We start from the raw sequence: 21,652 nt of genomic DNA on the forward strand, positions 1-21,652 counted from the left end.
TTGAAAACTGCCCCTAGCCCGGCGGCTGGCGCAGGCGGGCGGCGGCGGCTTCCAGGGTGGGAGCCTCTTTGGCGAAGCAGAAGCGCACCAGGCCGGGGTCGTAGCCGTCGTGGTAAAACGCGGATACCGGCACCACGGCCACGCCCCAGCGCCGGGCCAGCTCCTCGGCAAATGCCACGTCGGGGGCCCCGGAAAACGCGGCGTAGCTCGCTAGCTGGAAGTAGCCGCCCGGCACGGCCAGTAGCTCCCAGCCGGTGCCAGCCAGCAGGCCCCGGAACAAGTCGCGCTTGGCCTGGTAGAAATCGGCCAGGCCGCGGGCGTGGGCGTCGGTGGGGTCGGCCTCCAGCGCGTCGGCCAGGGCCAGCTGGGTGGGCGTGCTCACGCTGAAGGTGACGAACTGGTGCACCCGGCGCAGCTCGCGCGTGAGGGCCGGCGGGGCCACGCAGTAGCCCGCCTTCCAGCCGGTGGCGTGGTAGGTTTTGCCAAACGACGAGCACACGAAGCTGCGCCCGCGCAGGCCCGGGTGCTGCCGCGCGCTGCGCGCCGGGGCCCCATCAAATACCAGGTGCTCGTACACCTCGTCGCTGAGCACCAGCGCGTCGGTGCCGTCCACGAGGCCCGCCAGCGCGTCCCAGTCGTCGGCCGAAAACACGGCCCCGCTGGGGTTGTGGGGCGAATTCACGAGCACCAGCCGGGTGCGCTCCGAAAACGCCGCCCGCACTGCGGCCCAATCGGGCCGGAAGTCGGGCGCGGGCAGGCGCACGTAGCGCGGCACGCCGCCTTGCAGCCGAATGGCGGGCCCGTACAGGTCATACGCCGGCTCGAATACCAGCACCTCATCGCCGGGCCGCACCACCGCGGCCAGCACCGCGTACAGCGCCTCGGTGGCGCCGGCCGTGACGGTGACTTCCGCGTCGGGGTCGGGCGCCAGGGCCCCCGGGCGCAGCCGCCCCACCTGCGCGGCAATGGCCGCCCGCAGCCGCGGCAGCCCCGGCATGGCCGCGTATTGGTGGCCGTCGGGCGACAGGGCGTGGCGGGCCAGGGCTTCGCGCAGGGCCTGGGGCGGGGCGTAGTCGGGGAAGCCCTGGGCCAGGTTGAGGGCCCCGGTTTCCTGGGCCAGCAGGGTCATGCGGGTGAAAACGCTGGTGCCCACGTCGGGCAGTTTGGAGGCGAGCATTTGGGTGGGCTAGTGGGTATCGGCTAATGGTTTTTCGCTAGGAACAGTTGAGGGCCCCGGCAGGCCGTCATGCTGAACGAAGCAAAGCATCTCTACTGCGCAACCAACCAAATCGTTCAGCGAAGCGGGAGGGATGCTTCGGCTGCGCGGACGCTCAGGCGAGCATGAGGGCCTGGGGCCCCAACTGCTTCCGGGGCCCTAGCCACTACCGCTTCCAATCAAAAGCCATCAACCAAAAGCCAGCAGCCAACTGCCTCACAAATACAGGGTGAACGTGGTGCCGGCGTCCACCACGCTGGCCACTTCGAGGCGGCCGCCGTGGCTTTCCACAATGCGGTTGACGAGGTAGAGGCCCATGCCCGTGCCGTCGACGTGGGCGTGGAAGCGGGCAAATTGCTGAAACAACTGGGGCCCAAACCGGTCGAGGTCGATGCCCAGGCCGTTGTCGCGCACCGTGAGCACGGGGCGGCCGGTTTCGGCGTCGGGCACGGCCCCCACCGCAATGCGGGGCGGGCGTCCGGGCGCGGCGTACTTCAGGGCGTTGCTGAGCAGGTTGAAGAGCAGGCTTTGCAGGTGGGCGCGCACGTAGGGCACGGTGGGGCAGCGCTCCACGTCGAGGGAAATTTCGGCCCGCAGGTGCAGCACCTGGTTTTGCACGCTGTGCACGATGGCGCGCACCATCTGGGCCAGGTCCACCGGTTCGGGCAAGGCCGGCTGGGGCCGCTGGAGCTGCACCACGGCCGTGAGGTCGTCGATGGTGCTGTAAATCTGGGCCAGGGCCCGCTCGAAGTAAGTCACCAGCTGGCCGGCCTCGGGGTCGCGGAAGTAGGCCGTGCGGGTCAGCTCCTCAAAAATGCCCGCCATGTTGTTGATGGGCTGCTTGAGGTCGTGGCTGGCGGCGTACACGAAGTTGTCGAAGTCCTGGTTGGCACGGGTCAGGCGCTGGTTTTGCGCCTCCAGCAAGCCCTGGGTGCGCACGGCGTCGTCCACGTCGGTGCTCGTGCCGTACCAGCGCACAAACTGGCCCCGGGCGTCGTACAGGGGCTGGCCGCGGTGCACAAACCAGCGGTACTGGCCGGTGCGGGCGTCGCGCAGGCGGGTGTGCAGCTCGAAGGCGCGGCCGCTGGCCCAGTGCGTGGCCATTTCCTGCACGGTCGTCGTCCGGTCTTCGGGCGGCAGCAGCTGCGCCCAGCCGTTCTGAGTCTGGTCCAGGGGCAGGCCCGTGTAGTCCACCCAGTGCCGGTTCACGAAGGTGAAGCGGCCGTCGGCGGTGGCGGCCCACACCAAGTGCGGGAGGCTCTCGACGAGGAAGCGAAACTCCTGCTCGCGGCTCACTAGCTGGCGGGTGAGGGTGCGCAGCTGGTGGATGTCGGTGTTGGTGCCGTACCAGCGCAGCACGTGGCCGTGGGCGTCGCGGGCGGGCTCGGCCTGGGCCAACATCCAGCGGTAGGTACCGTCGTGGCGCAGCAGGCGCATTTCCACTTCAAACGGGCTGCCCTGCGCCACGGCCTGCTCCCAGCGCGCCAGCACCGCGGCCTGGTCGTTGGGGTGCACGGCGCGCCGCCAGTCGTTGAGGCCCCCGCGGCTGGCCGCGTCTTCACCCAAAAACTCGGCGGTGCGCTCGTTGACAAATTCCAGCTGCCCGTCGGCCGTGGCCGTCCACACCTGCTGGGGCAGGTGCCCGGCAAAAATGCGCAGGCGGGCCCGGCTGAGCAGCGAGTGCGGGTCGGCGGGGTGCAGCGCGTCGGTCACGTCGAGCAAGCTCAGCAGCAGGCCGGGGGGCGAGCGGCGGTACGCGGGAAGGGCCCGGAGCGTGGCCTGCCAGTAGCGGGCCCCGGGGGCGGTGCGCTGCGGGGCGGGCGTCAGCACCTCGGCCTTGCCCGTGGCCAGGGCCCGGGCCAGGGTGGGGCCCCACTCGGCGGCGGGGGCCAGCAGGGCATCGGCGGCGGCGCAGGCGCGCAGCAGCTCGGCCAGCGGCTGGCCCGGCAGGCGGGTACCCACCGGGCCGGGCAGCAGGGCCAGCAGGGCGTCGTTCAGTACCTGCACCTGGCCGCTGGGGCCCAGCAGCGCGTGGGGAGCGGGCAGGGCGGCAAATACCAACTGGAAATCGAACCCCGGAGCGGGTGCAGGAGCAGAGGGCATGCAGCGGCGGGCAAGGTGGAGGGAAGCAGCAAAAACCAAAGGTAACCGCCGGCCGCAAAGGGCCGCTTCCGGGCCCAAAAAAGCCCCCGGCCGTGGGGCCGGGGGCAAGGCAAAGGGCGGGGGCCCTACAGCACCGGCTTCAGCAGGTTGGGGAACAGCTTTTGCACGTGCTCCACCTTGTGGGCCGACACGTGCTCGATGTAGGGGTTGTCGGGGTGCAGGCGGTAGTAGCCCTGGTGGTAGCCCTCGGCGGGCCAAAACTGTTGGAGCGGCACCACCTGGGTCACGATTTTGCCGTCGTACTCCTTCGAGGCGTTCACCTTAGCAATGGTCGTTTCCAGCGTTTTCTTCTCGGCCGGGGTGCGGTAGAACACGGCCGAGCGGTACTCGGGGCCCGTGTCGGGGCCCTGGCGGTTGAGCTGGGTGGGGTCGTGCGAGGCCGTGAAGAAGATATCGGCCAGCTGCTGGTAGCTGATTTCTTTCGGGTCGTAGTAGATGTCAACGGCTTCGGTATGGCCGGTTTCCTGGCCCGCCACCTGCTCGTAGGTGGGGTGGGCCACGGTGCCGCCGGTGTAGCCGCTCACCACCTGCTTCACGCCTTTGAGCTGCTCAAACGCTTCTTCCTGGGCCCAAAAGCAGCCCCCGGCGAAGGTGGCCTGCGCCAGGCTGGCGGCGTTGGCCGGGGCGAAGCCGGCGGTGGAGCGCGTGGGGGTGCCGGGCTTGGCTTGCGCCTGGGCCTGCGGCGAGCCGCAGGCGGTGGCCCCGGCCAGCAAGGCCAGGCCGGCGGCTAGTTGCAATAGGTTTTTCATGGGAATGCGGGGGTGAAAGCTGAAGTACGAAGCGGCGCGGCCCGCCGGATGGGGGCGGGGTTTGGTTGGCTAGACGGCCCCGCGCGGCGAACCTTACACGGCCCGCCGCGCGGATACTTCCCTTAACAAAAAACCCACCGAATAGGCTCCCGAAGCGCGGTAATTTGCAGTGGGTTAGCGCCGGGTATTGGCCGGTTTCATAAACTGTGCAGCTACCATGCGTATATAGCGTTGCCTTTCGGCTGGGGCCCCGGCCTGGCATCCTTTCCTTCCGCTTTTTCCCCCGCCATGCCCACGCCCTACCCGGTGCCGCGTCGCTTTCGATTTTATGCCCTCGCCGGCCTGGGCCTACTGGGGCTGGGCACCGTGGCCCTGCGCCCCGCCGGCACCGCGCCCGACGAAGTGGTGCGCCGCCTGGTGCAGGGCGTGCAGCTATTTTATGCCGAAGTCCGGCCCGAAAAAGCCTACCTGCACCTCGACCAAGACGCCTACGCGGCGGGCGAAACCGTGTGGTTCGGGGCCTACGTGGTCGACGGCCAGCAGCACCGGTCCGATTCGCTGAGCCAGGTGCTGCACGTCGAGTTGGTGTCGGACCGCCGCCAGGTGGTGCTGCGGCAGGCCCTGCACCTGGCCGGCGGCCGGGCCCCCGGCGCGCTGGCCCTGCCCGACACGCTGGCCCCTGGCACCTACCAGCTGCGCGCCTACACCGGCTGGATGCGCAACGCCGGCCCCGATTACTTTTACAGCCGCCGCCTGCAAGTGTGGCCCGCCCCCGGCAGCGGCGAGGCGGGCCCCAGCGCCCGGGCCGTAGCGCGCGCCACCGCCGCGGCCGCCCGCACGGAGGCCCGCCGCCTAGGGGCCCCGCCCGACGTGCAGTTCTTCCCCGAAGGCGGTAACTTGGTGGCGGGCCTGGAAAGCGTGGTGGCCTTTAAGGCGGTGGACTACTCCGGCCGGGGCCTCGACGTGGAGGGCCAGGTGCTGGACGCGCAAAACCAGCCCGTGGCCACGTTCCGCAGCGCGCACCGGGGCATGGGCACGTTCCGACTCACGCCGCAGCCCGGCCAGCGCTACCACGCCGTGGTGACGGGCCCCCGGGCCGAGGCGCTCGTGCTGCCGCTGCCCGTGGCCCAGGCCAGCGGCTACGCCCTGCGCGTAACACCCGAGCCCGGGGCGTTCCGCGTGAGCATCCGCCAGCGCGGGGCCGCGGGGGGCCGGGTGCTGCTGCTGGCCCAGGAGCGCGGCGCAGTGGGCTACGTGGGCCAGGGCGAAATAAGTGGCAACGACGAGTTCATGGTGCGCATTCCGCAGGCCAAGTTTGCGGCCGGCATCGTGCACTTCACGGTGTTCGACGGGGCCGGCGCGCCCCAGGCCGAGCGCCTGGCCTTTGCCCCCGGCGCGGCCCCGCTGCGCGTGGCCCTGGCCCCCGACCGCGCCGACTACGGGCCCCGCGAGCCGGTGCGCCTGCGCGTGGCCGTGACCGACGCGGCCGGCCAGCCGGTGGCGGCCCAGCTGTCGCTGGCCGTGACGGACGCCGCCGGGGCCGCCGCCGACGCCGAAACCATCGCCTCGAACCTGCTGCTGACGTCCGACTTGGCCGGCTACGTCGAAAGCCCCGGCTACTACTTCGAAAACCCCACCGAAACCTCGGCCCGCGCCCTCGATGACCTGCTGCTGACCCAGGGCTGGCGGCGCTTTGCCTGGAAAGACGTGCTGGCCGGCCAACGGCCCCTGCGCGAGTTCGGCGTGGAACAGTCGCTGGGCCTGCTGGGCCGGGTGGTGACGCCCAACGGCAAGCCCGTGCCCAGCGGCCGGCTCATCCTGCTGCGCAACTCGCCCAGCCGCCTCGTGCTGCCGGCTACCACCGACGACCAGGGCCGCTTCCTGTTCAACGGCCTGGGCGGGTGCGACACGAGCCGCTTCACGCTGCAGGCCCGCACCGCCCGGGGCGGCCGCAACCTCGAGTTGCGCCTCGACGCGGGCCCGCCCGTGCCCGCGGGGGCCCTGCCGCCGCTGCCCGTCCTGCCCACGCCCGCCGAAGCCGCCGCCCGGCAATCCAGCCAGGCCCAGGTGGCCGCCGCCCGCCGCTTCCGCCTCGACACCGCCAAAACCATCGTGCTGAGCAACGTGAGCGTAAAAGCCAAAAAAATACTGCCTATCGACGGCCGCCGCCTATATAACCAAGGCAGCGCCACGGTACTGCGCATGAGTGACCCCTCGCTGGCGGGGTCCGCGTACCTGACGGTGTTTCAGATGCTCCAGGGCCGGGTGGCGGGCGTGAACGTGAGCGGCTCCGAGCCCAACATGGTCATCCAGGTGCGGGGCCCGTCGACCATTACGGGCGATAACCGGCCGCTGTTTCTGCTCGACGGGGTACCGGTGGAGCAGGACGCGCTGTCGTTCTTCCCGGCCCGCGACGTCGAAACCATCGAGGTGCTAAAGGGACCCAGCGCAGCTATTTACGGCACCCGCTCGGCCAACGGCGTCATCGCCGTTTACACGCGGCGGGGCGGCGACGATACCCAGTTTGCGAGCGTGGTATCCCCGGGCATTATGTCCGTGAATGCGCCCGGCTACGCCTGCGCCCGGCAGTTTTACCAGCCCCGCTACGACCGGCCCCGGCCCGCCGTCGAGCGCCCCGACCCGCGCCGCCGCACCCTGTACTGGAACCCCGACGTGCGCACCAACGCCGCCGGCGAGGCCGAGCTCACCTTCTACACCGCCGACGCGGCCGGGCGCTTCCAGCTCGTGGCGCAGGGCGTGTCGGCGGCCGGGCAGCCGGCCCTGGGGCGCGGGGCCCTGCAAGTGGCCCCGGGGCCCTAGGGCCCCGGGCGCGGCCGGCCCACGGCGGAGCCTATTCGGCGTAGCTTTGAAGTTCAGCTTTGCGCCGCTACTTCCGGCCGCGCTTCCCCTGCCTCTTCTCCGCATGGCTACCGCCCCCACCGCTTTTACCGTGGCCACCGCCACCGAACCGCACCGCGTGCGCACCCGCCAGATTGTGCGGGCGCACCCCGAGGTGAAGCAGCTCATGACCCGCAACCCCGCCACCTTTCTCATCGGGGCGGGCTGCGTGGCGGCGCAGGTACTCATTGCGTATCTGCTGCGCGACCAGGCCTGGTACTGGACCATTCCGGTGGCGTATCTGGTGGGCGCGTTCTTCTCGCACACGCTGTTCGTAGTCATCCACGAAGCGGCCCACAAACTGGTGTTCAAGGGCTTGTGGAAAAACGTGGCCACGGGCATCCTGGCCAACTTCCCCTCGATTTTCCCCACGGCCATCAGCTTCAAAAACTTCCACATCAAGCACCACGTGTTCCAGGGCGTGCACGAATTGGACGCCGACCTGCCCGATTGGTACGAGGCCAAGCTGATCAAAAACTACAGCATCGGCAAGGCCATCTGGCTGTTTTTCTTCCCGGTGTTTCAGCTCATTCGCACCATTCGCTGCCGCGAAATTGCCACCGTCGACCGCTACGTTTTTGCCAACATTGCGGCCCAAATTGCCTTCGACGTGGCCGTGGTGTATTTCTTCGGCTGGACGGCCCTGCTGTACCTGTTCCTGAGCTTCTGGTTTTCGGTGGGCCTGCACCCGCTCGGGGCCCGTTGGATTCAGGAGCACTACCTCACCCTAAGCGACACCCAGGAAACCTACTCCTACTACGGCCGCCTGAACGGCGTGAACCTGAACGTGGGCTTCCACAACGAGCACCACGACATGCCCAGCATTCCGTGGAACAACCTGCCCAAGCTCAAGCAGGTAGCCCCCGAGTTCTACGAGCCGCTGCTGGCCCACACCAGCTACACCAAGCTCTTCTTTCAGTTCCTGTTCGACCAGGAAATCAGCCTCTACTCGCGCATCATGCGCAAGGAGCGCGGCACCGCCACCCTTAAGGACCAGAGCGTGCCGGATAAGGAGTTGATATCGGCGTAGGCACTGAAACCAAGCCCGTAACGAAAGCGGCTGCCTTCTTCGGGCAGCCGCTTGGGGGCGCGTAACGGGCACGCTGCCTTGGTAATTCCGAATACGTTAGCCGAGGAAAGAGTTGCGCCTGGATACGCGGGCTTCGCACTTGCTGGGGCCCGGCGGGCTGCCGTTTTTCCGAAGCTACCTTCGCATCGTCACCGCCTTTTTCGGCGGCCCGCATGAAAACAGAGATAAAAAACGCTTTTGGTAAAGTCATCTTCACGGCGGAGTACGACGCGGCCAACCGGCTCGTGTACAACGAGTGGTTCGGCTACCAAACCCGCGAGGGCATCATCACGGCCGCCAACGCGGGCCTGGAGGTCATCGCCCGGCACCGCTGCCCGCTCCTGCTGAACGACAACACCGCTGTGCTGGGCCCCTGGGACCACGCCGTGGACTGGATTGCCCAGGACTGGACGCCCCGCGCCATCGCCGCCGGCCTCACGCACTTTGCCCACATCGTCAGCCCCGAATCGTTCGCCGCCCTCTCGGCCGAAGCCATGGCTAGCGGCATCGCCAGCAGCTTCCAGATGCGCATTTTCGGCAACGTGCCCGCCGCCCGGGCCTGGCTGCGCGCGGCCCGGTAGCAACCGCGGATTAGCGCGTGGACGGGTCGCAGGGCGTGGCCGAAAAGCTGGTGAGCACCACATGGGGCACGGGCAGCGGAATGCCCATGTGGTTGCAGGGCCCAAAGTTGCTGAACCCCTGCGTGTCGCCGGTGCAGGTAAAATAAATGCGTTGCCCCGGGACATTAAACTGTGCCAACGTATTGCTGTTGAGGGCCCCTATGACGTTTTGGTTGGTGGCTTTCGTGGAATCGTGCAGCGCAAATCCGTAGCCCACGGGCTTGCCAATCGGGAACTGCGCGTCCACGTTGATGATGACGCCGTCGTAGCAGCTAGTACTCAGCACGGTGCCCGCGTAGCATTGCGGCGTCGTGTCGGCGGCGTGCTTGCAGCCGGCCAAAGCGCAAAAAGCAAAAGCGAGTAGTAAGCGTGGGTGCACAGTTGGGAGGATTAAAACGCAGAAAAGGGAGCGGGCTAGGGCAGGGCGCAGGGTGTGGTGGACACGTTGCCAAGCACCAGGCGCGGAGCTGGATTGCGAGAAGGCCCAAGGAACGGGCAAGCGTTGTCGGGAGCCTGCCGCTTGGGGTCGTTTTCGTAGGTGAAATAAATGCGCTGGGCGCATTTGTTCGAGGAACGCAGTAAGTTGACCGCCGCGATAACATTGTCGCTGCCAAGGCTATCGGCGTAGGAAGAAGCAGGGGGATAGAGCGATTTGCCGATGGGGTGTTGGCTGTCGACCTGAATTAAGAGGCCAGCCGTGCAGTCATAGTTTAGAACGACGCCCGAATAGCACAGCGGCGCCGTACCGGCGTCGTGCTTACAGCCGGCCAGGGCGTACAAAAGCAGGGCGGGCAGCAGGAAAAAACGGGCGCGCACGCGTGGAGAAGGTCGGTAAGTCGAGTATAAACAAGAGCCACCAACTCCGCCAAGGGTTGCACGGCCCCCGCCTGCTGCCGCCGCAACTCACCGAAACTAAGTAGCTTGCCGGGCGGGGCCGTGGCGCGGGGCCAACGGTTTGCCCGCCTCTGCCAGATAATGCGTCGTTTGTTGCTGGGGGCCCTGGGGGGCCTGTTTCTTGCCGGGGCTGCGGGGGCCCAAAGCCTGCCCGTTATTAGCCAAAACCCGCCCGACTTGCGCTGGCGCGAGGTGCGCACGCCGCACTTCCGGGTGCTGTACCCGGTGGGGCTGGACTCGGCGGCGCAGCGCACGGCCGGGCGGCTGGAGGCCGTGCACGGGCCCGACGGCGCCACGCTGGGCGTGCAGGCCCGGCCCATCGCCGTGGTGCTGCAAAACCAAACGACCGTGAGCAACGGCTTCGTGACGTTTTTGCCGCGGCACGCCGAGTTTTTCACTACCCCGCAGCAGGGCCAGGGCCTGGGCACCGTGGACTGGCTCGACGGGCTGGTGGTGCACGAGTTCCGGCACGTGAACCAGTTTGACAAGGCGCGGCAGGGCGTGGGGCGGGCGTTGGTGCCGCTGCTCGGCGACGGGGCCCTGGGCGTAGCGGCGGTGGGCGTGCCGCAGTGGTTTTTCGAGGGCGACGCCGTGGGCGCCGAAACCGCCCTCACGCGCAGCGGCCGCGGGCGCATCCCGTACTTCGGCCTGGGCCTGCGCGCCAACTTGCTAAGCGGCCGGCGGTACAATTACCAGAAAGCGGTGAACGGCTCGCTGCGCGACAACGTGCCCGACTGGTATGTGCTGGGTTATTTCATGACCTCGTACCTGAAAGCGCACCGGGGCCCCGCCGCCTGGGCCCGCGTGCTGGACGCCTACTACCGCTTCCCGTTCTACCCGTTCTCGTTCTCGAACAGCATCCGCCGCACCGCCGGCCTGCGGGTGGAAGCCCTCTACGCCCGCACCATGGCCGAGCTCGACTCGACTTGGCGCACCGAGCAAGCCGCCCGGCCCGCGCCCACGCCGGTGCGCGAGCTGGCCGGGCAGGCCGGCACGCGCATCTTCACGCAGTACCAATACCCGCAGTACGTGAACGACAGCACGGTGCTGGCCCTGAAAAGCGGCTTGAATAATATCCCGCAGCTGGTGCAGCTGGGCCGCCACGGGCGCGAGCAGAAAGTGTTCACCCCGGGCCTGATTAACATTCCGGAGCAGCTCTCGGTGGGCGGCGGGGCGGCGGTGTGGCCCGAGTTCCGGCAGCAGCCGCGCTGGGGGCAGCGGGTGTATTCGGAGCTGAAAATCCTGGACTTGAAAACCGGCCGGTTGCGCGCCGTGGGCCGGGGCGGGCGCTTCGCCGCCGCCGCCCTCTCGCCCGACGGCACCCGCCTGGTGGCCGTGCGCACCAGCGAGGCCTACCGCCACGCGCTGGTGGTGCTCGACGCCCGCTCGGGGGCCCTGCTGCAAACCCTGCCCAACCCCGGCAACGCTCTCTACCAGCAGCCGCGCTGGTTGCCCGATGGCCGCCGCGTGGTGGCCGTCACGCTCCGCGCCGCCGGTAAAACGCTGGAAATCATCGACCCTGCTACCGGCGCGGCCCAGCCCCTGCTGCCCACGGCCAACGTGAACCTGACCAACCCCCAGCCCTGGGGCGACTATGTGCTGTACAATTCGCCGCAAACGGGGGTGGACAATATTTACGCCGTCAGCCTGAAAAACGGCTTGACTTATCAAGTGACGAACCGGCCCTTTGGGGCGTACCACGCGGCCGTGTCGCCCGGCGGCCGCACCCTGGCTTTCCACGATTACCGCGCTACTGGGGCGCGGGTGGTGGAAATGCCCCTCGACCCCACCACTTGGACTGCCCTGGGGGCCCCCGCCACCGCTGACGTGCCGGGGCCCTACGCCGCCGCCCTGGCCGCCGGCGAGCCCGCGGGGCCCCGCATCGCTACGCTGCTGGCCTCACCCGATTCGGCGGGCCCGCGCTACGGGGTGCGACGCTACCGGCCGCTGGCCCACGCCTTCCGGGTGTTCAGCTACGGCGCGGTGCAGAGCCCGGCCGGCAACGCGGTGAGCGTGGGCGTACGCTCGCAGGATTTTCTGAGCACCACCCAGGCCTTCGCTGGCCTGAGCTACGACCAGACGGAGCGCACCGTGGCCGCCACCGGGGCCCTGAGCTACCAGGGCCGCTTCCCGGTGCTGGACGTGGAGGCGAGCTACGGCGGCCGCAACTCGACGCGCTACTTCGACCGGGCCGCGCCGCTCGACAGCCTGCGCCCGGCCCGCTGGCAGTACGCCCGGGTGCTGGCCGGCGTGCGCGTGCCGCTGGTGCTCACCCGCTCGAAGTACTTGCAGGCCCTCACGCTGGGAGCCTATTACCTGCACGAGCGGGTGTACAACTACCCCGCCACCTTGCGCAACCGCGACGAAACGGGCCCCACCACGCCGCTGCACGCCCTGCAAACCAGCCTGGCCTACGCGAGCCAGCTCAAGCAGAGCGCCCGCGACGTGGCGCCCCGCGGCGGGGCCACGCTGCTGGCCACCTACCGCACCACGCCCTTCGGCACGGCCTTGCAAGCCAGCCAAATAGGGGCCCAGGCGGCGGTGTACCTGCCCGGCCTGGCCGCCCACCACGCCCTGCGCCTGCGCGCTGGCTACCAGTACCAGCAGCAAAGCCAGTACAATTTCACGGCCGCCATTTCGTACCCACGGGCCGAAACCAGCTACATCAGCTTCGACCGCCTCGCTGCCGCCAGCGCCGATTACAACTTGCCGCTGGCCTTTGTGCACTGGTCGGTGGGCCGCGTGCTTTACGTGCAGCGCCTGCGGGCCGACGTATTCGCCGACGTGGCCCGCGGCAGCAGCTTAATAACGGTGCCCGTGAGCGGCGTGCCTGTGCGCACCCGCGCCTACCAGGACTTCCGCAACGGTGGCGCCGACCTACTGGCCCTGTTCAACGTCTTCCACCTGCGCACGCCCGTCGAGGCCGGTGTGCGTATCGCCTACAGCAGCTATTTGCAGCGGGTAGTGGTGCAAACGCTGGCCTTCAACGTGCGGCTATAAGGCGTAGCGTGGATTCTGCGGGTCTGCGCGTTTGAACGTTAAAACAGTCGTTCAGATATTAAAACGGCCGTGCAAAGCCAAAACAGGAATGCAGACGTTAGGCCATCATGCAGAGCGCAGCGAAGCATCTTTCCCGCTCAACTAACCATTTGATTACTGCTGCGGGAAAGATGCTTCGCTGCGCTCTGCATGACGGCCTAAACTGGTTGCGTAAGGCCCCAGCCCCTTACCGCACGTGCTTCACATCGTCGCCGTCGTTGCGGCGGGGGTTGGTGAGGCGGCCGTTGCCCTTGTAGCGCAGGTCGGAGCCGCCGGAGGTGTTGGCCGTCAGCTCGCCGTCCACCCACACGTCGGCGTCGGAGCCGCCGCTGGCGTTGATGGTGGCCGTGGTGCTTTGCAGGCCTAAGCCGTGGTAGTCTGAGCCGCCGCTGAAGCGCATATCCTGGCGCTCCACCTTGCCGGTCAGCGTCACGTCGGAGCCGCCCGACGATTCGGCGCGCACCGTTTTGGCCTGCAAGCGCAGCGTCACGTCGGAGCCGCCGCTGGCCCGGATGCTGAATTCGTCGGCCACGAGCGGGGTTTGGCCGTGGGCGTCGGCCCCGCCGCTCAGCGCGAGGCCCGTCAGGCGCGGGGCCGTGATGTACACCTTCACGCTACGCTGCCGGCCGCTCAGGCTGTTCCACGAAAACATTTTCTGCCACGAGAAATCCTTTTCCCAGTGGATGGACAAGGTGCCGTTGCGCACCTCCGTCACCACGTGGGGCAGCGCCTCGGGCAGGGCCTCCACCGCCACGGCCGCCACGGGGCCCTGGGAGAGGTACACGTCGATGCCGCCGCTGGACTCGACTTGCTCAAAACTGCCGCTCACCGGGCGCGCCTGCCGCTGCTGGGCTATCGCGCCGGTGGCGGTGAGGGCCAAGGCCACGGCCACGGCCGTATCAAAGAAGCGAGTAAGGGAAGAAGTCCTCATGCGAACGGGTTGATTAGTAAGGGGTAGGCCGCCAGTAAGATACGGGGTTTGGGGCGGGTTACCGCCACTGGGGCCTCGGCGTTACAGGGCGTCTGGAAAATATTTCCAGCCCCAAAGTGGATGGGCGCACGCAGGGGCGGGGGCAAGCCCCGCCCCTGCGTGCGCCCATCCACTTATTCCGTTCAACAACGGGTAGGGGCAAGTCCCACCCCTATACCGCCAAAGTACAGGCGGGCTTCAAAACTACCCCATACTGCTGCTCAGAACGCGAAAGCAACCTACCCGGCCGCTGGGGCCCCTAGCCAGAGAACTGGCCGAGTCTCCGGCTAGGGGCCCCCGGGGGGCCCCAGCACGCAAAAGCGGCCGCAGCTCTAGGAGCTGCGGCCGCTTTTGCATTGAAAACCAACTTTATTATTGAGCGGCCGGAGCTGGGGCTGGCGGCGGGGTGGCGCTGGCGGCTTTCACGCGCACGGCGGTGGGGCCCTTCTGGCCCATTTCCACCTCGAAGTTCACTTTGTCGCCCTCCTTGATGGGGCCCCCGGCCAAGCCGTTGGCGTGCACAAAGATGCTCTCCTGGGTCTGCGAATCTTTAATAAAACCGTAGCCCTTCGAGTCGTTGAAGAATGCCACGGTGCCGGTGCGCACCGGGTCTTCCTGGGGCAGGTCTTCCTGCCGGGCAATGCCGATGCGGATGTCTTCGGTTTTGATGACGCGCTTCTTGGTCGGGTCGGGCGGGGTGGTGGAGATGTTGCCGTTCTCGTCCACGTAGGCCAGCATCTCGTCCAGGCTCTGGCCGGGCTTGGCGTTGGCCTTGCGCTGCTCGCGCTTTTCTTCTTTATCGTTTTTCTTTTTTAGCCGCTTTTTTTCGTTCTCTTTTTTACCGAACGTTTCTTGTGCTCTTCCCATGGGTTATTATTAGTTCGACGTAGCTGCTTGGCCTAGCCAAAGCGAAAAGGTTAAAGCGGCTAATTAGATTCCGCCGAAAGGCGAAAGTTACGAAAAAAGTAGTTAGCTTAAAAACCCCTCGGGGCCCTAATTGCCGCACCCGGCGAAGGCCGCTACTTCGCGCGCCTCGCCCGGGGCCAGGTTGCCGAGCCACACGCCGCCCACCCGCACGCGCACCAGGCGCAGGGTGGGCAGGCCCACGGCGGCCGTCATCTTGCGCACCTGCCGGAACTTGCCTTCGGTGAGGACGATGGCCAGCCAGCTGGTGGGCCCGTGCCGCTCGTCGCGGATTTTGCGGGTGCGCGGGGCGAAGGGCGGGGCCTCGGCCAGCCGGCGCGCCTGGCAGGGGGCCGTGTGGTAGGCGGTGCCGTCGGCGGCGCGCAACGCGAAGCCCGCTTGCAGCTGCGCCAGGGCGTCGTCGGTCACAAGGCCGTCTACCTGGGCGTAGTATTCCTTTTCCACGCCGGGGCTGCGCACCTGCGCGCTCAGGGCCCCGTCGGTGGTGAGCAGCAGCAGGCCCTCGCTGGCCTCGTCGAGGCGGCCGATGGCCATGGTGCCGGGTGGAAAATCGTGCAGGGCCCCCAGAAACTGCTTGTTCCGCTCGCCCTTGAACTCGCTGCGGAACTGGCTAAGGCAGCCGTAGGGCTTGTGCAGCACGAAGTGCCGGTGCGGCAGGCTCGGGTCAGTGGGCAACAAGGGTGGGGGAGCGGGCAGGGTTTCCAAGGGGGCGGGGCAAGAGGTAGCGGGCCGTAAACGTCGGGCCCCCAGCCCGGACTTTCTCTTTGAAACAGCCGTCGGCATGGCCCAGCACGGCGGCGGCCAGCCCGTAGGCCAGGGCCTGGTGGGCACGCTGGTTGAGGTGGGCCGCGTCGACGAACAGCGCGGGCTCGGCCCCGAGCAACTGGTGCGCGTCGAGCCAGTGCACGTTGGGCAGCGCGGGCAGCCGGCGGCGTAACAACCACCCCCCGAAGCGCCGCATGGCGTTGTCGGCGGGCGTGAGGCAGGGCAGGGGCGAGAGGAAGATGAACGAGGTGCCCGGGTGCTGCCGGGCGCAGGCCGCCAGGTTGCGGAAGCTGGCGCGGTACTGCCGCGAAAACAGCCACAGCCCCGTAACCAGGGCCCCCGCCGCACCCACGCGGGCATAATGCGCCGGCCCAAGGCCCCCGCGGCGGCCCAGCGGGGCCCCGGTGCCGGCTGCTTCAGCGGGGGCCTTTTCGGCGTAGTGCCCAAGGGTTTCCTCCACTAGGCGGGTATCGAACAGGTGGTTGTACTGGTGCACCAGGCTTTTGAGGTAGCCCGTGAACTCGTAGTTGCCCAACTGAAACACGGCGTGCGTGGGGCGCAGCGCGTGCACGCTGGCCAGGCCCTCGGCCAGGTGCGAGATCCGCAGGTGGGGCACTTGGCCCACCACCTTGGCGCCCACCAGCTCGCTGAGCAGCGTGGGGAAGGGGCGGGCCTTGCTCTGGGGCCAGCCCACCACATGGCAGCCCCCCATAACAACGATTTCAACTGTCTTCATGGCAAAATAGGAGCAGAGTGGCAGGGGTGTAACCTTTGGAGGCAAAGGCGTAACGTTAGTTTAATATTAAGGTGTGCGAGAGATCTTTCGAGGTTTCTAAATTTATATTTATAGCTGATTATCAATACTTAAATTTTTTCTATAAGTCCGGCCTGAAAACTGATCGTGGGGCCAACCCCACCGCGCCGCCGGCCGTTAGCAAAGCCAATTCAGCTTTCCTTTCAAAATCCCATCATGTCTGACAAACCCACCATTTTCCCGCCCCAGTCCCAGGACGCGGGCGCCGGCAAACCCGGCCTCGAATACAAAATGACCCCCGAGCCGGAGTTTATCCGCGAAGGCTACAAGGGGGCCGATAAGCTGAAGGGCAAAATTGCCCTCATCACGGGCGGCGACTCAGGCATTGGCCGGGCCGTGGCCGTGCACTTCGCCGTGGAGGGGGCCGACGTGGCCATCTGCTACTTCCCTACCGAGCAGGAAGATGCCGAAAAAACCCAGGAACTGGTGCGGGGCTACGGCCGCCGCTGCTTGCTGCTGCCCGGCGATTTGAAAATCCCCGCCTTTTGCGAGGAAATCGTGGAGCGCACCGTGGCCGAGTACGGCCAGCTGGACGTGCTGGTGAACAACGCCGCCGAACAGAACTGGCACGACTCGCTCGAGGAAATCACCAACGAGGAGCTCGACAGCATCTTCAACCTCAACATCATTGCCATGTTCCGCATCACGCGCACGGCCCTGAAGCATTTGAAGGAAGGCGCGGCTATTGTCAACACCACGTCGGTGAACGCCTATAAGGGCAACGAGGCGCTGCTCGACTACACCTCCACCAAGGGGGCCATCGAGGGCTTCACGCGGGCACTGTCGCTGCAACTCATCAAGAAAGGCATTCGGGTAAATTCGGTGGCCCCGGGCCCCATCTGGACGCCGTTCATTACGGGGGCTGGGATGCTGAAAATCCCCCTCTTTGGCCACGACACCCCGATGGGCCGTTGCGGCCAGCCCTCGGAAGTGGCCCCGGCCTACGTGTTCCTGGCTTCGGAAGACGCCTCGTACTTCTCGGGCCAAACGCTGCACCCCAACGGCGGCTCGGTGGTAAACGCGTAGCAACCACACGCTAAGAAACCGGTACGGCCGGGCCTGGGCAACCCCGTCCCAGGCTCGGCCGTACTGGCTTCACAAAACTGCAAAAGAGCGGTTTTACAATTCTTAATCTTTGCCTTTATGAACACCAAACTCCTGGGCCTGCTGGCCGCCGCTGCGCTCGCCACTGCTTCCTGCTCGCAGGAGAAGACCACCACGGAAACCACCGTGCCCGCCGCCGGCGACAACACCCCGGTAACCACCACCACGACCGTGGACACGGCTGCCTACCGCACCAGCGCCGACGCCCTGGCCGCCCGCGTGGCCCAGGACCTGAAAATTACCGACCCGGCTTTGGTTACCCGCATCAAAAACGAGTACTACGCCCGCGGCCGCGAGCTGCAAGGCTACACCACCAAGTACGCCACCGACACCACCGGCGCGTACGCCGCCACCCGCGCCGCCAACGACCAAGCCACGGCCAACCTGAAATCGGCCCTTACCGCCGACCAGTACAAGACCTACACCGCCAACCAGGGCGGTTATTATTCGGGGCCCTACACGGTGGTTACCACGGCCGCCGCCCCTAGCCTTGGCGCCCGCGTGGGCCAGGGCTCGGGCATTAAAAAGCTCGAAAACAACGAGGCCGACCGCAAAGTGAAATACCAGAACGGCGCCAAAATCAAGCGCAGCGACGACGGGTCGCTGAAAATCAAGCGCGCCGATGGCACCAAAATCAAAATTGACGAGGACGGCCACCGCACCGTGAAGAAGCCGCTGCTTTAAGCAGTACACGCGGCGCAAGCCCAGCGTTGCCCAAAAAAAGTCTTTCCCCGTACGGAGAAGGACTTTTTTTTGGGCCGCAATTTGCCTGGGGGCCCTGCCGGCCCGTGGCAACGGCTGGCGCCGGCCGCGGCGCGCATGAAAGGCGGCGCAGGTGCAATGCCTTGCTAATCTATACTTAACAGTGTGTTCATGACCGTTAAAACATTGGTTCTGCTGGCCGTAGCGGCGCTAGCTACCGCCGCGTGCGCGCAAGAGAAGGAGGCCGAAAACACGGCCGCTAGCTCGGCGTACTTGCCCACCAACGGGGCCCCAGCCGCCGCTATTTCGGCTCTCGATACCATGCGGCTGCGCAACGACGCCGACGTGGCGGCCATGCGCGTGGCCCGCGACTTGCAAATTACCGACCCCGCCCTGCTCACGCGCATCAAAAACGAGTACTACGCCCGGGGCCGGGCGTTGCAAGGGTACTCCGCCCAGTACGCCGCCGATACCGCCGGGGAATACGCTGCCGTGCGGGCCACCAACGAGCAAACCAGCCGCCGCCTGAAAGCGGCTTTCACCCCCCGCCAGTACCAAGCCTACGCCAGCCGCCAGGCGGCCTACTACGCGCCGCCGCGCGCCGCTGCAGTGGCGCCCGTGGCCGGCCACCCGGCGGCCCTCGCCATGCCCCGGCCCGGCACTGCCAAGCTGCCCGGTGCCAAGGGGCGCTACCAGGCCCCGGGTGCCAGGGTGACGTTCCAGAAGGTGAAGTACGCCAACGGCGTCAAGGTGAAGCGCAACTTCGACGGCTCGCTAAAAATCAAGCGCGCCGACGGCACCATCGTCAAATTCGACAAAAACGGTCACCGTACCGTGAAAAAAAGCTTGTTCTAATGCTGCATTGTTGGGGCCCCAGGGCCCAAAAAAAGGCCCTTTCCCGCGCGGGAAAGGGCCTTTTTGCGCTAGCGGCGTGGGCTACCAGCGCCACGTGAGGCTGGCCCCCGTGAAGGGCCCGTACACGAACGGCGCGGGCTGCGCCTGCCGGTACCAGGGCCGGGGCCGGGCCAGGCCGGTAACCGGGTTGAGGCGGGTGCGGCCATGGGCCACGGCAATTTTGGCGAAGCCGTAGCCCAAGGCGATGCCCAGCGGGTAGTCGGAAGCCCAGTGCACGCCGTTGTTGAGCATGGCGGCGCCCAGCACCGTCATCAGGCCGTAGCCTACGGGGCGGATGAAGCGGTACTCGGGGTAGTTGTCGGCGATGACTGTGACCGTGGCCATGGCCGTGGCCAGGTGCCCGGTGGGGAAAGCATCGTGCTGGGGCACGGCGTTTTGGTAGTCGTTGTAGTTGGGCAGCAGGTCCCACTCGCCCCGGGGCTTGGTCGACACATTGGGGCTTTGGCGGCCGGTGAGGTGCTTGATGAGCTGCGTGGCCAGGCCAGTGGTGAGGATGGCCTCGCCGAGCTGGCTGGAGGTTTGCAGGGCCCGGTTGTCGTGCCCAAAAATGCCGTACGCCAAAAAGCTGCTGGCAATGGTGAGGTGCGTCCAGCCGTCGCCGAGGAAGTACAGCGAGGTGTTGAAGTTGTCGGGCGCGTTGTACTCGATGGGCAGGTTGATGCTGCCGACGTGGAAGGGCAGGCGGAACAGGTTGCGCTGCTTGTCTTCGGCGGTGATGCCCAGGCCCCGGCTGCCGCGCTGCACCCCGTCGATGATCAGCTGGTCGAAGGCGAACAGCACGGCGCTGCTGCCCACAATGCCGGCCAGCACGGGCACATTTTTCTTCTTAAAGGCGTAGCCCGGCATCTCCGCCACATCGCGCGGGATGTGGTAGAGCCACTGGAAGGGCCGGGGCTTTTCGTAGTGCCAGGTCACGCCCGGGGCCACCATATAATCGGTGCGGCGGGCGTGGCCGGGCTTAGCGGGCAGAGAGTCGGCGGGGGGCCCTGCGGCGGCGGGGCGAATGGTATCGGCTAGCACGGCGGGGTGGGGGACAGCCACCGAGTCGGGGCGCGGGGCGGGCGCGGCGGCGGCCGGGCCCAGGGCAAACAGCAAGGTCAACGGCAGCGCCAAGCGCTGCCACGGCCCCCGCCGATGCGGGTAGCGTAGTAACATGTTAATAAGTAAAGCAATAAAATAGGACGCCAGGCAAATAGAAAGCGGCAGCCCGTACCCCGCCGCCGGGGCCCCGGCCGGTGCAAAGATAACGTGCGCGTAACATCGGCCGGGGCCTTGGCGGGTTGGCGGGCCCCGGCGTACCTTTCAGCGAGGGGCCCGGCCCCGTTGCTGCCCACCCGCCCAGCCCTTATGACCCCCGCCGCTGCCCCCGCCGCCTCGCCCGCGCCCGTTGCCGCCTCCAACCCGTTTCAGGCCTCGTTTGAGGCGCTGCGCCGCCGGGCCCCCGCCCTGCGCCAGGAAGACGTGGCCGCCCGCCGCACCCGCCTGCGCCGGCTGGGCGACTGGCTGACGGCCAACCGCGCGGCCATTCAGGAGGCGCTGCACACCGATTTCCGCAAGCCGCCGTCGGAAACCGACATCACCGAAATCTGGGCCGCGCAGGTCGAGCTCAAGCACACCGCGGCGCACCTCAAAAAGTGGCTGGCGCCGCGCCGCGTGGGCACGCCGCTGGCCCTGGCCGGCACCCGCGGCTGGGTGCAGGTCGAGCCCAAGGGCGTGGTCCTCATCATCGCGCCCTGGAACTACCCGTTCTACCTGGCCGTCGACCCGCTGGTTTCGGCCATTGCGGCTGGCAACGCGGTGGTCATCAAGCCCGCTGAGCAAACGCCTGCCACGTCGGCCCTGCTACGCCGCTTGGCTGAGGAGCTGTTCCGGCCCGATGAAGTGCTGGTGGTGGAGGGCGACAAGGACGTGGCCACCGACCTGCTGCGCCTGCCCTGGGACCATATTTTCTTCACCGGCTCGCCCGCGGTGGGCAAAATTGTGATGCGCGCCGCCGCCGAGCACCTCAGCGGCCTCACGCTGGAGCTGGGTGGCAAGAGCCCCGCCATCGTGGACGCCACCGCCAACCTGCGCGACGCAGCCGAGAAAATCGTGTGGGGCAAGTTCCTCAACGCCGGCCAAACCTGCGTGGCCCCCGACTACCTGCTGGTGCAGCGCCCCGTGCTGGGGCCCCTGGTAGAAGAAATGAAGGCCGCCATCGGCCGCTTCTACAACCCCGCCGGGGCCGGCATCAAAGCCTCCGAGTCGTACGCCCGCGTGGTGAACCCCCACCACTTCGGCCGTTTGGCTGCCTTGCTGGAAGACGCCGAAACCCGCGGCGCCACCGTGGCCACCGGCGGTGCCTTCGACGCGGCCCAGCAGTACCTCGAGCCCACCGTGCTCACCGACGTGCCCGCCGGGGCCGCCGTGCTCGAAGAAGAGATTTTTGGGCCCCTGCTGCCCGTGCTGGCTTTTGACGAATTGCCCGAGGCAGCCGCCTACGTGAACGCCCGGCCCAAGCCGCTGGCCCAGTACGTGTTCACCACCAGCCCGGCCAACCGCCGCTACCTGCTCGGGGCCGTGGCCGCCGGCGGCGCGGCCGTGAACGAAACCATCCTGCACCTGGCCCACCCCGAGCTGCCGTTTGGCGGCGTGGGCACCTCCGGCCTGGGCAAGGCGCACGGCCACGCCGGCTTCCTGGCCTTCAGCAACGAGAAGGGCGTGCTGCAACAGCGCGTGGGCTTCACTGCCCTCAAACCCATGTACCCGCCCTACACCAGCGGGGTGAAGCGCCTGATTGGCTGGCTACTGGCGTACCTGTAGGGCCCCGG

At 67.4% G+C, this 21,652-nt stretch carries 18 protein-coding genes; 8 read left to right on the forward strand and 10 right to left on the reverse strand.

Annotation, left to right across the window (positions count from 1 at the left end; genetic code table 11):
• Positions 1-13: 13 nt before the first annotated feature.
• The 3 genes from AXW84_RS01965 to msrA all read right to left on the reverse strand — a co-directional run bounded on the left by AXW84_RS01965 (position 14) and on the right by msrA (position 4,128).
• Positions 14-1,177, reverse strand: coding sequence for a methionine aminotransferase (locus AXW84_RS01965; RefSeq protein ID WP_068227908.1), 1,164 nt, complete (start codon positions 1,175-1,177; stop codon positions 14-16).
• Between the two features lie 255 nt (positions 1,178-1,432).
• Positions 1,433-3,319: a sensor histidine kinase gene (locus AXW84_RS01970; protein WP_157886763.1), complete on the reverse strand. Its 1,887-nt coding sequence runs from the start codon at positions 3,317-3,319 to the stop codon at positions 1,433-1,435.
• A gap of 125 nt (positions 3,320-3,444) precedes the next feature.
• On the reverse strand, positions 3,445-4,128 hold the full coding sequence (gene msrA, locus AXW84_RS01975) for a peptide-methionine (S)-S-oxide reductase MsrA (RefSeq protein ID WP_068227913.1): 684 nt from the start codon (positions 4,126-4,128) through the stop codon (positions 3,445-3,447).
• A gap of 288 nt (positions 4,129-4,416) precedes the next feature.
• Between msrA and AXW84_RS01980 the strand changes: the two genes are divergently transcribed.
• From AXW84_RS01980 to AXW84_RS01990, 3 genes are all read left to right on the forward strand, one after another.
• Positions 4,417-6,948 carry a TonB-dependent receptor plug domain-containing protein gene (locus AXW84_RS01980; RefSeq protein ID WP_068227916.1) on the forward strand — a complete coding sequence of 844 codons (2,532 nt, stop codon included), beginning with the start codon at positions 4,417-4,419 and terminating at the stop codon, positions 6,946-6,948.
• Between the two features lie 103 nt (positions 6,949-7,051).
• Positions 7,052-8,056 carry a fatty acid desaturase gene (locus AXW84_RS01985; RefSeq protein ID WP_068227918.1) on the forward strand — a complete coding sequence of 335 codons (1,005 nt, stop codon included), beginning with the start codon at positions 7,052-7,054 and terminating at the stop codon, positions 8,054-8,056.
• A 212-nt stretch (positions 8,057-8,268) separates the two neighbouring features.
• Positions 8,269-8,676 (forward strand): hypothetical protein, encoded by a 408-nt coding sequence (locus tag AXW84_RS01990; protein ID WP_068227921.1) that lies wholly within the window; start codon positions 8,269-8,271, stop codon positions 8,674-8,676.
• A gap of 10 nt (positions 8,677-8,686) precedes the next feature.
• Here the strand turns inward: AXW84_RS01990 and AXW84_RS01995 are convergent, their stop codons facing one another.
• The gene (locus tag AXW84_RS01995; protein ID WP_162268239.1) at positions 8,687-9,094 is read right to left on the reverse strand and encodes a hypothetical protein; all 408 of its coding nucleotides are present in this window, start codon (positions 9,092-9,094) and stop codon (positions 8,687-8,689) included.
• A 35-nt stretch (positions 9,095-9,129) separates the two neighbouring features.
• The gene (locus AXW84_RS02000) at positions 9,130-9,531 is read right to left on the reverse strand and encodes a hypothetical protein (RefSeq protein ID WP_068227925.1); all 402 of its coding nucleotides are present in this window, start codon (positions 9,529-9,531) and stop codon (positions 9,130-9,132) included.
• Between the two features lie 159 nt (positions 9,532-9,690).
• Here AXW84_RS02000 and AXW84_RS02005 point away from each other — a divergent pair, with 159 nt between their 5' ends.
• Positions 9,691-12,609 (forward strand): TolB family protein, encoded by a 2,919-nt coding sequence (locus AXW84_RS02005; RefSeq protein WP_068227927.1) that lies wholly within the window; start codon positions 9,691-9,693, stop codon positions 12,607-12,609.
• 226 nt (positions 12,610-12,835) lie between these two features.
• Here AXW84_RS02005 and AXW84_RS02010 read toward each other — a convergent pair whose 3' ends face one another.
• The 4 genes from AXW84_RS02010 to AXW84_RS24355 all read right to left on the reverse strand — a co-directional run bounded on the left by AXW84_RS02010 (position 12,836) and on the right by AXW84_RS24355 (position 16,043).
• Complete coding sequence (locus AXW84_RS02010) at positions 12,836-13,579, reverse strand: head GIN domain-containing protein (RefSeq protein ID WP_082773643.1); 744 nt, start codon at positions 13,577-13,579, stop codon at positions 12,836-12,838.
• Positions 13,580-13,990: 411 nt separating this feature from the next.
• A complete protein-coding gene (locus AXW84_RS02015) occupies positions 13,991-14,485 on the reverse strand; it encodes a cold-shock protein (protein WP_068227933.1) in 495 nt (164 codons plus the stop codon).
• Between the two features lie 126 nt (positions 14,486-14,611).
• The gene (locus AXW84_RS02020) at positions 14,612-15,217 is read right to left on the reverse strand and encodes a pseudouridine synthase (RefSeq protein WP_236943224.1); all 606 of its coding nucleotides are present in this window, start codon (positions 15,215-15,217) and stop codon (positions 14,612-14,614) included.
• Entirely contained in the window at positions 15,207-16,043 is an 837-nt protein-coding gene (locus tag AXW84_RS24355; protein WP_157886764.1) for a hypothetical protein, read from the reverse strand. The genes AXW84_RS02020 and AXW84_RS24355 overlap by 11 nt, the downstream gene beginning before the upstream one ends.
• Positions 16,044-16,277: 234 nt before the next feature.
• On the opposite strand from AXW84_RS24355, the gene AXW84_RS02030 reads away from it, so the two are divergent.
• The 3 genes from AXW84_RS02030 to AXW84_RS02040 all read left to right on the forward strand — a co-directional run bounded on the left by AXW84_RS02030 (position 16,278) and on the right by AXW84_RS02040 (position 18,782).
• Entirely contained in the window at positions 16,278-17,147 is an 870-nt protein-coding gene (locus AXW84_RS02030; protein ID WP_068227938.1) for an SDR family oxidoreductase, read from the forward strand.
• Between the two features lie 117 nt (positions 17,148-17,264).
• On the forward strand, positions 17,265-17,909 hold the full coding sequence (locus AXW84_RS02035) for a hypothetical protein (RefSeq protein WP_068227941.1): 645 nt from the start codon (positions 17,265-17,267) through the stop codon (positions 17,907-17,909).
• Between the two features lie 189 nt (positions 17,910-18,098).
• On the forward strand, positions 18,099-18,782 hold the full coding sequence (locus AXW84_RS02040; RefSeq protein WP_068227943.1) for a hypothetical protein: 684 nt from the start codon (positions 18,099-18,101) through the stop codon (positions 18,780-18,782).
• Positions 18,783-18,863: 81 nt separating this feature from the next.
• Here the strand turns inward: AXW84_RS02040 and AXW84_RS02045 are convergent, their stop codons facing one another.
• A complete protein-coding gene (locus AXW84_RS02045) occupies positions 18,864-19,997 on the reverse strand; it encodes a phosphatase PAP2 family protein (RefSeq protein WP_068227945.1) in 1,134 nt (377 codons plus the stop codon).
• A gap of 192 nt (positions 19,998-20,189) precedes the next feature.
• Between AXW84_RS02045 and AXW84_RS02050 the strand changes: the two genes are divergently transcribed.
• On the forward strand, positions 20,190-21,644 hold the full coding sequence (locus AXW84_RS02050; protein ID WP_068238827.1) for an aldehyde dehydrogenase family protein: 1,455 nt from the start codon (positions 20,190-20,192) through the stop codon (positions 21,642-21,644).
• Positions 21,645-21,652: the final 8 nt, after the last annotated feature.

Source organism: Hymenobacter sp. PAMC 26628, assembly GCF_001562275.1.
Lineage (GTDB): Bacteria > Bacteroidota > Bacteroidia > Cytophagales > Hymenobacteraceae > Hymenobacter.

Excerpts from the sequence above, each read along its gene's own strand:
- AXW84_RS01965 (WP_068227908.1), bottom strand. The coding sequence starts at position 1,177 with ATGCTCGCCTCCAAACTGCCCGACGTGGGCACCAGCGTTTTCACCCGC.
- AXW84_RS01970 (WP_157886763.1), bottom strand. The coding sequence starts at position 3,319 with ATGCCCTCTGCTCCTGCACCCGCTCCGGGGTTCGATTTCCAGTTGGTA.
- msrA (WP_068227913.1), bottom strand. The coding sequence starts at position 4,128 with ATGAAAAACCTATTGCAACTAGCCGCCGGCCTGGCCTTGCTGGCCGGG.
- AXW84_RS01980 (WP_068227916.1), top strand. The coding sequence starts at position 4,417 with ATGCCCACGCCCTACCCGGTGCCGCGTCGCTTTCGATTTTATGCCCTC.
- AXW84_RS01985 (WP_068227918.1), top strand. The coding sequence starts at position 7,052 with ATGGCTACCGCCCCCACCGCTTTTACCGTGGCCACCGCCACCGAACCG.
- AXW84_RS01990 (WP_068227921.1), top strand. The coding sequence starts at position 8,269 with ATGAAAACAGAGATAAAAAACGCTTTTGGTAAAGTCATCTTCACGGCG.
- AXW84_RS02005 (WP_068227927.1), top strand. The coding sequence starts at position 9,691 with ATGCGTCGTTTGTTGCTGGGGGCCCTGGGGGGCCTGTTTCTTGCCGGG.
- AXW84_RS02010 (WP_082773643.1), bottom strand. The coding sequence starts at position 13,579 with ATGAGGACTTCTTCCCTTACTCGCTTCTTTGATACGGCCGTGGCCGTG.
- AXW84_RS02015 (WP_068227933.1), bottom strand. The coding sequence starts at position 14,485 with ATGGGAAGAGCACAAGAAACGTTCGGTAAAAAAGAGAACGAAAAAAAG.
- AXW84_RS24355 (WP_157886764.1), bottom strand. The coding sequence starts at position 16,043 with ATGAAGACAGTTGAAATCGTTGTTATGGGGGGCTGCCATGTGGTGGGC.
- AXW84_RS02030 (WP_068227938.1), top strand. The coding sequence starts at position 16,278 with ATGTCTGACAAACCCACCATTTTCCCGCCCCAGTCCCAGGACGCGGGC.
- AXW84_RS02035 (WP_068227941.1), top strand. The coding sequence starts at position 17,265 with ATGAACACCAAACTCCTGGGCCTGCTGGCCGCCGCTGCGCTCGCCACT.
- AXW84_RS02040 (WP_068227943.1), top strand. The coding sequence starts at position 18,099 with ATGACCGTTAAAACATTGGTTCTGCTGGCCGTAGCGGCGCTAGCTACC.
- AXW84_RS02045 (WP_068227945.1), bottom strand. The coding sequence starts at position 19,997 with ATGTTACTACGCTACCCGCATCGGCGGGGGCCGTGGCAGCGCTTGGCG.
- AXW84_RS02050 (WP_068238827.1), top strand. The coding sequence starts at position 20,190 with ATGACCCCCGCCGCTGCCCCCGCCGCCTCGCCCGCGCCCGTTGCCGCC.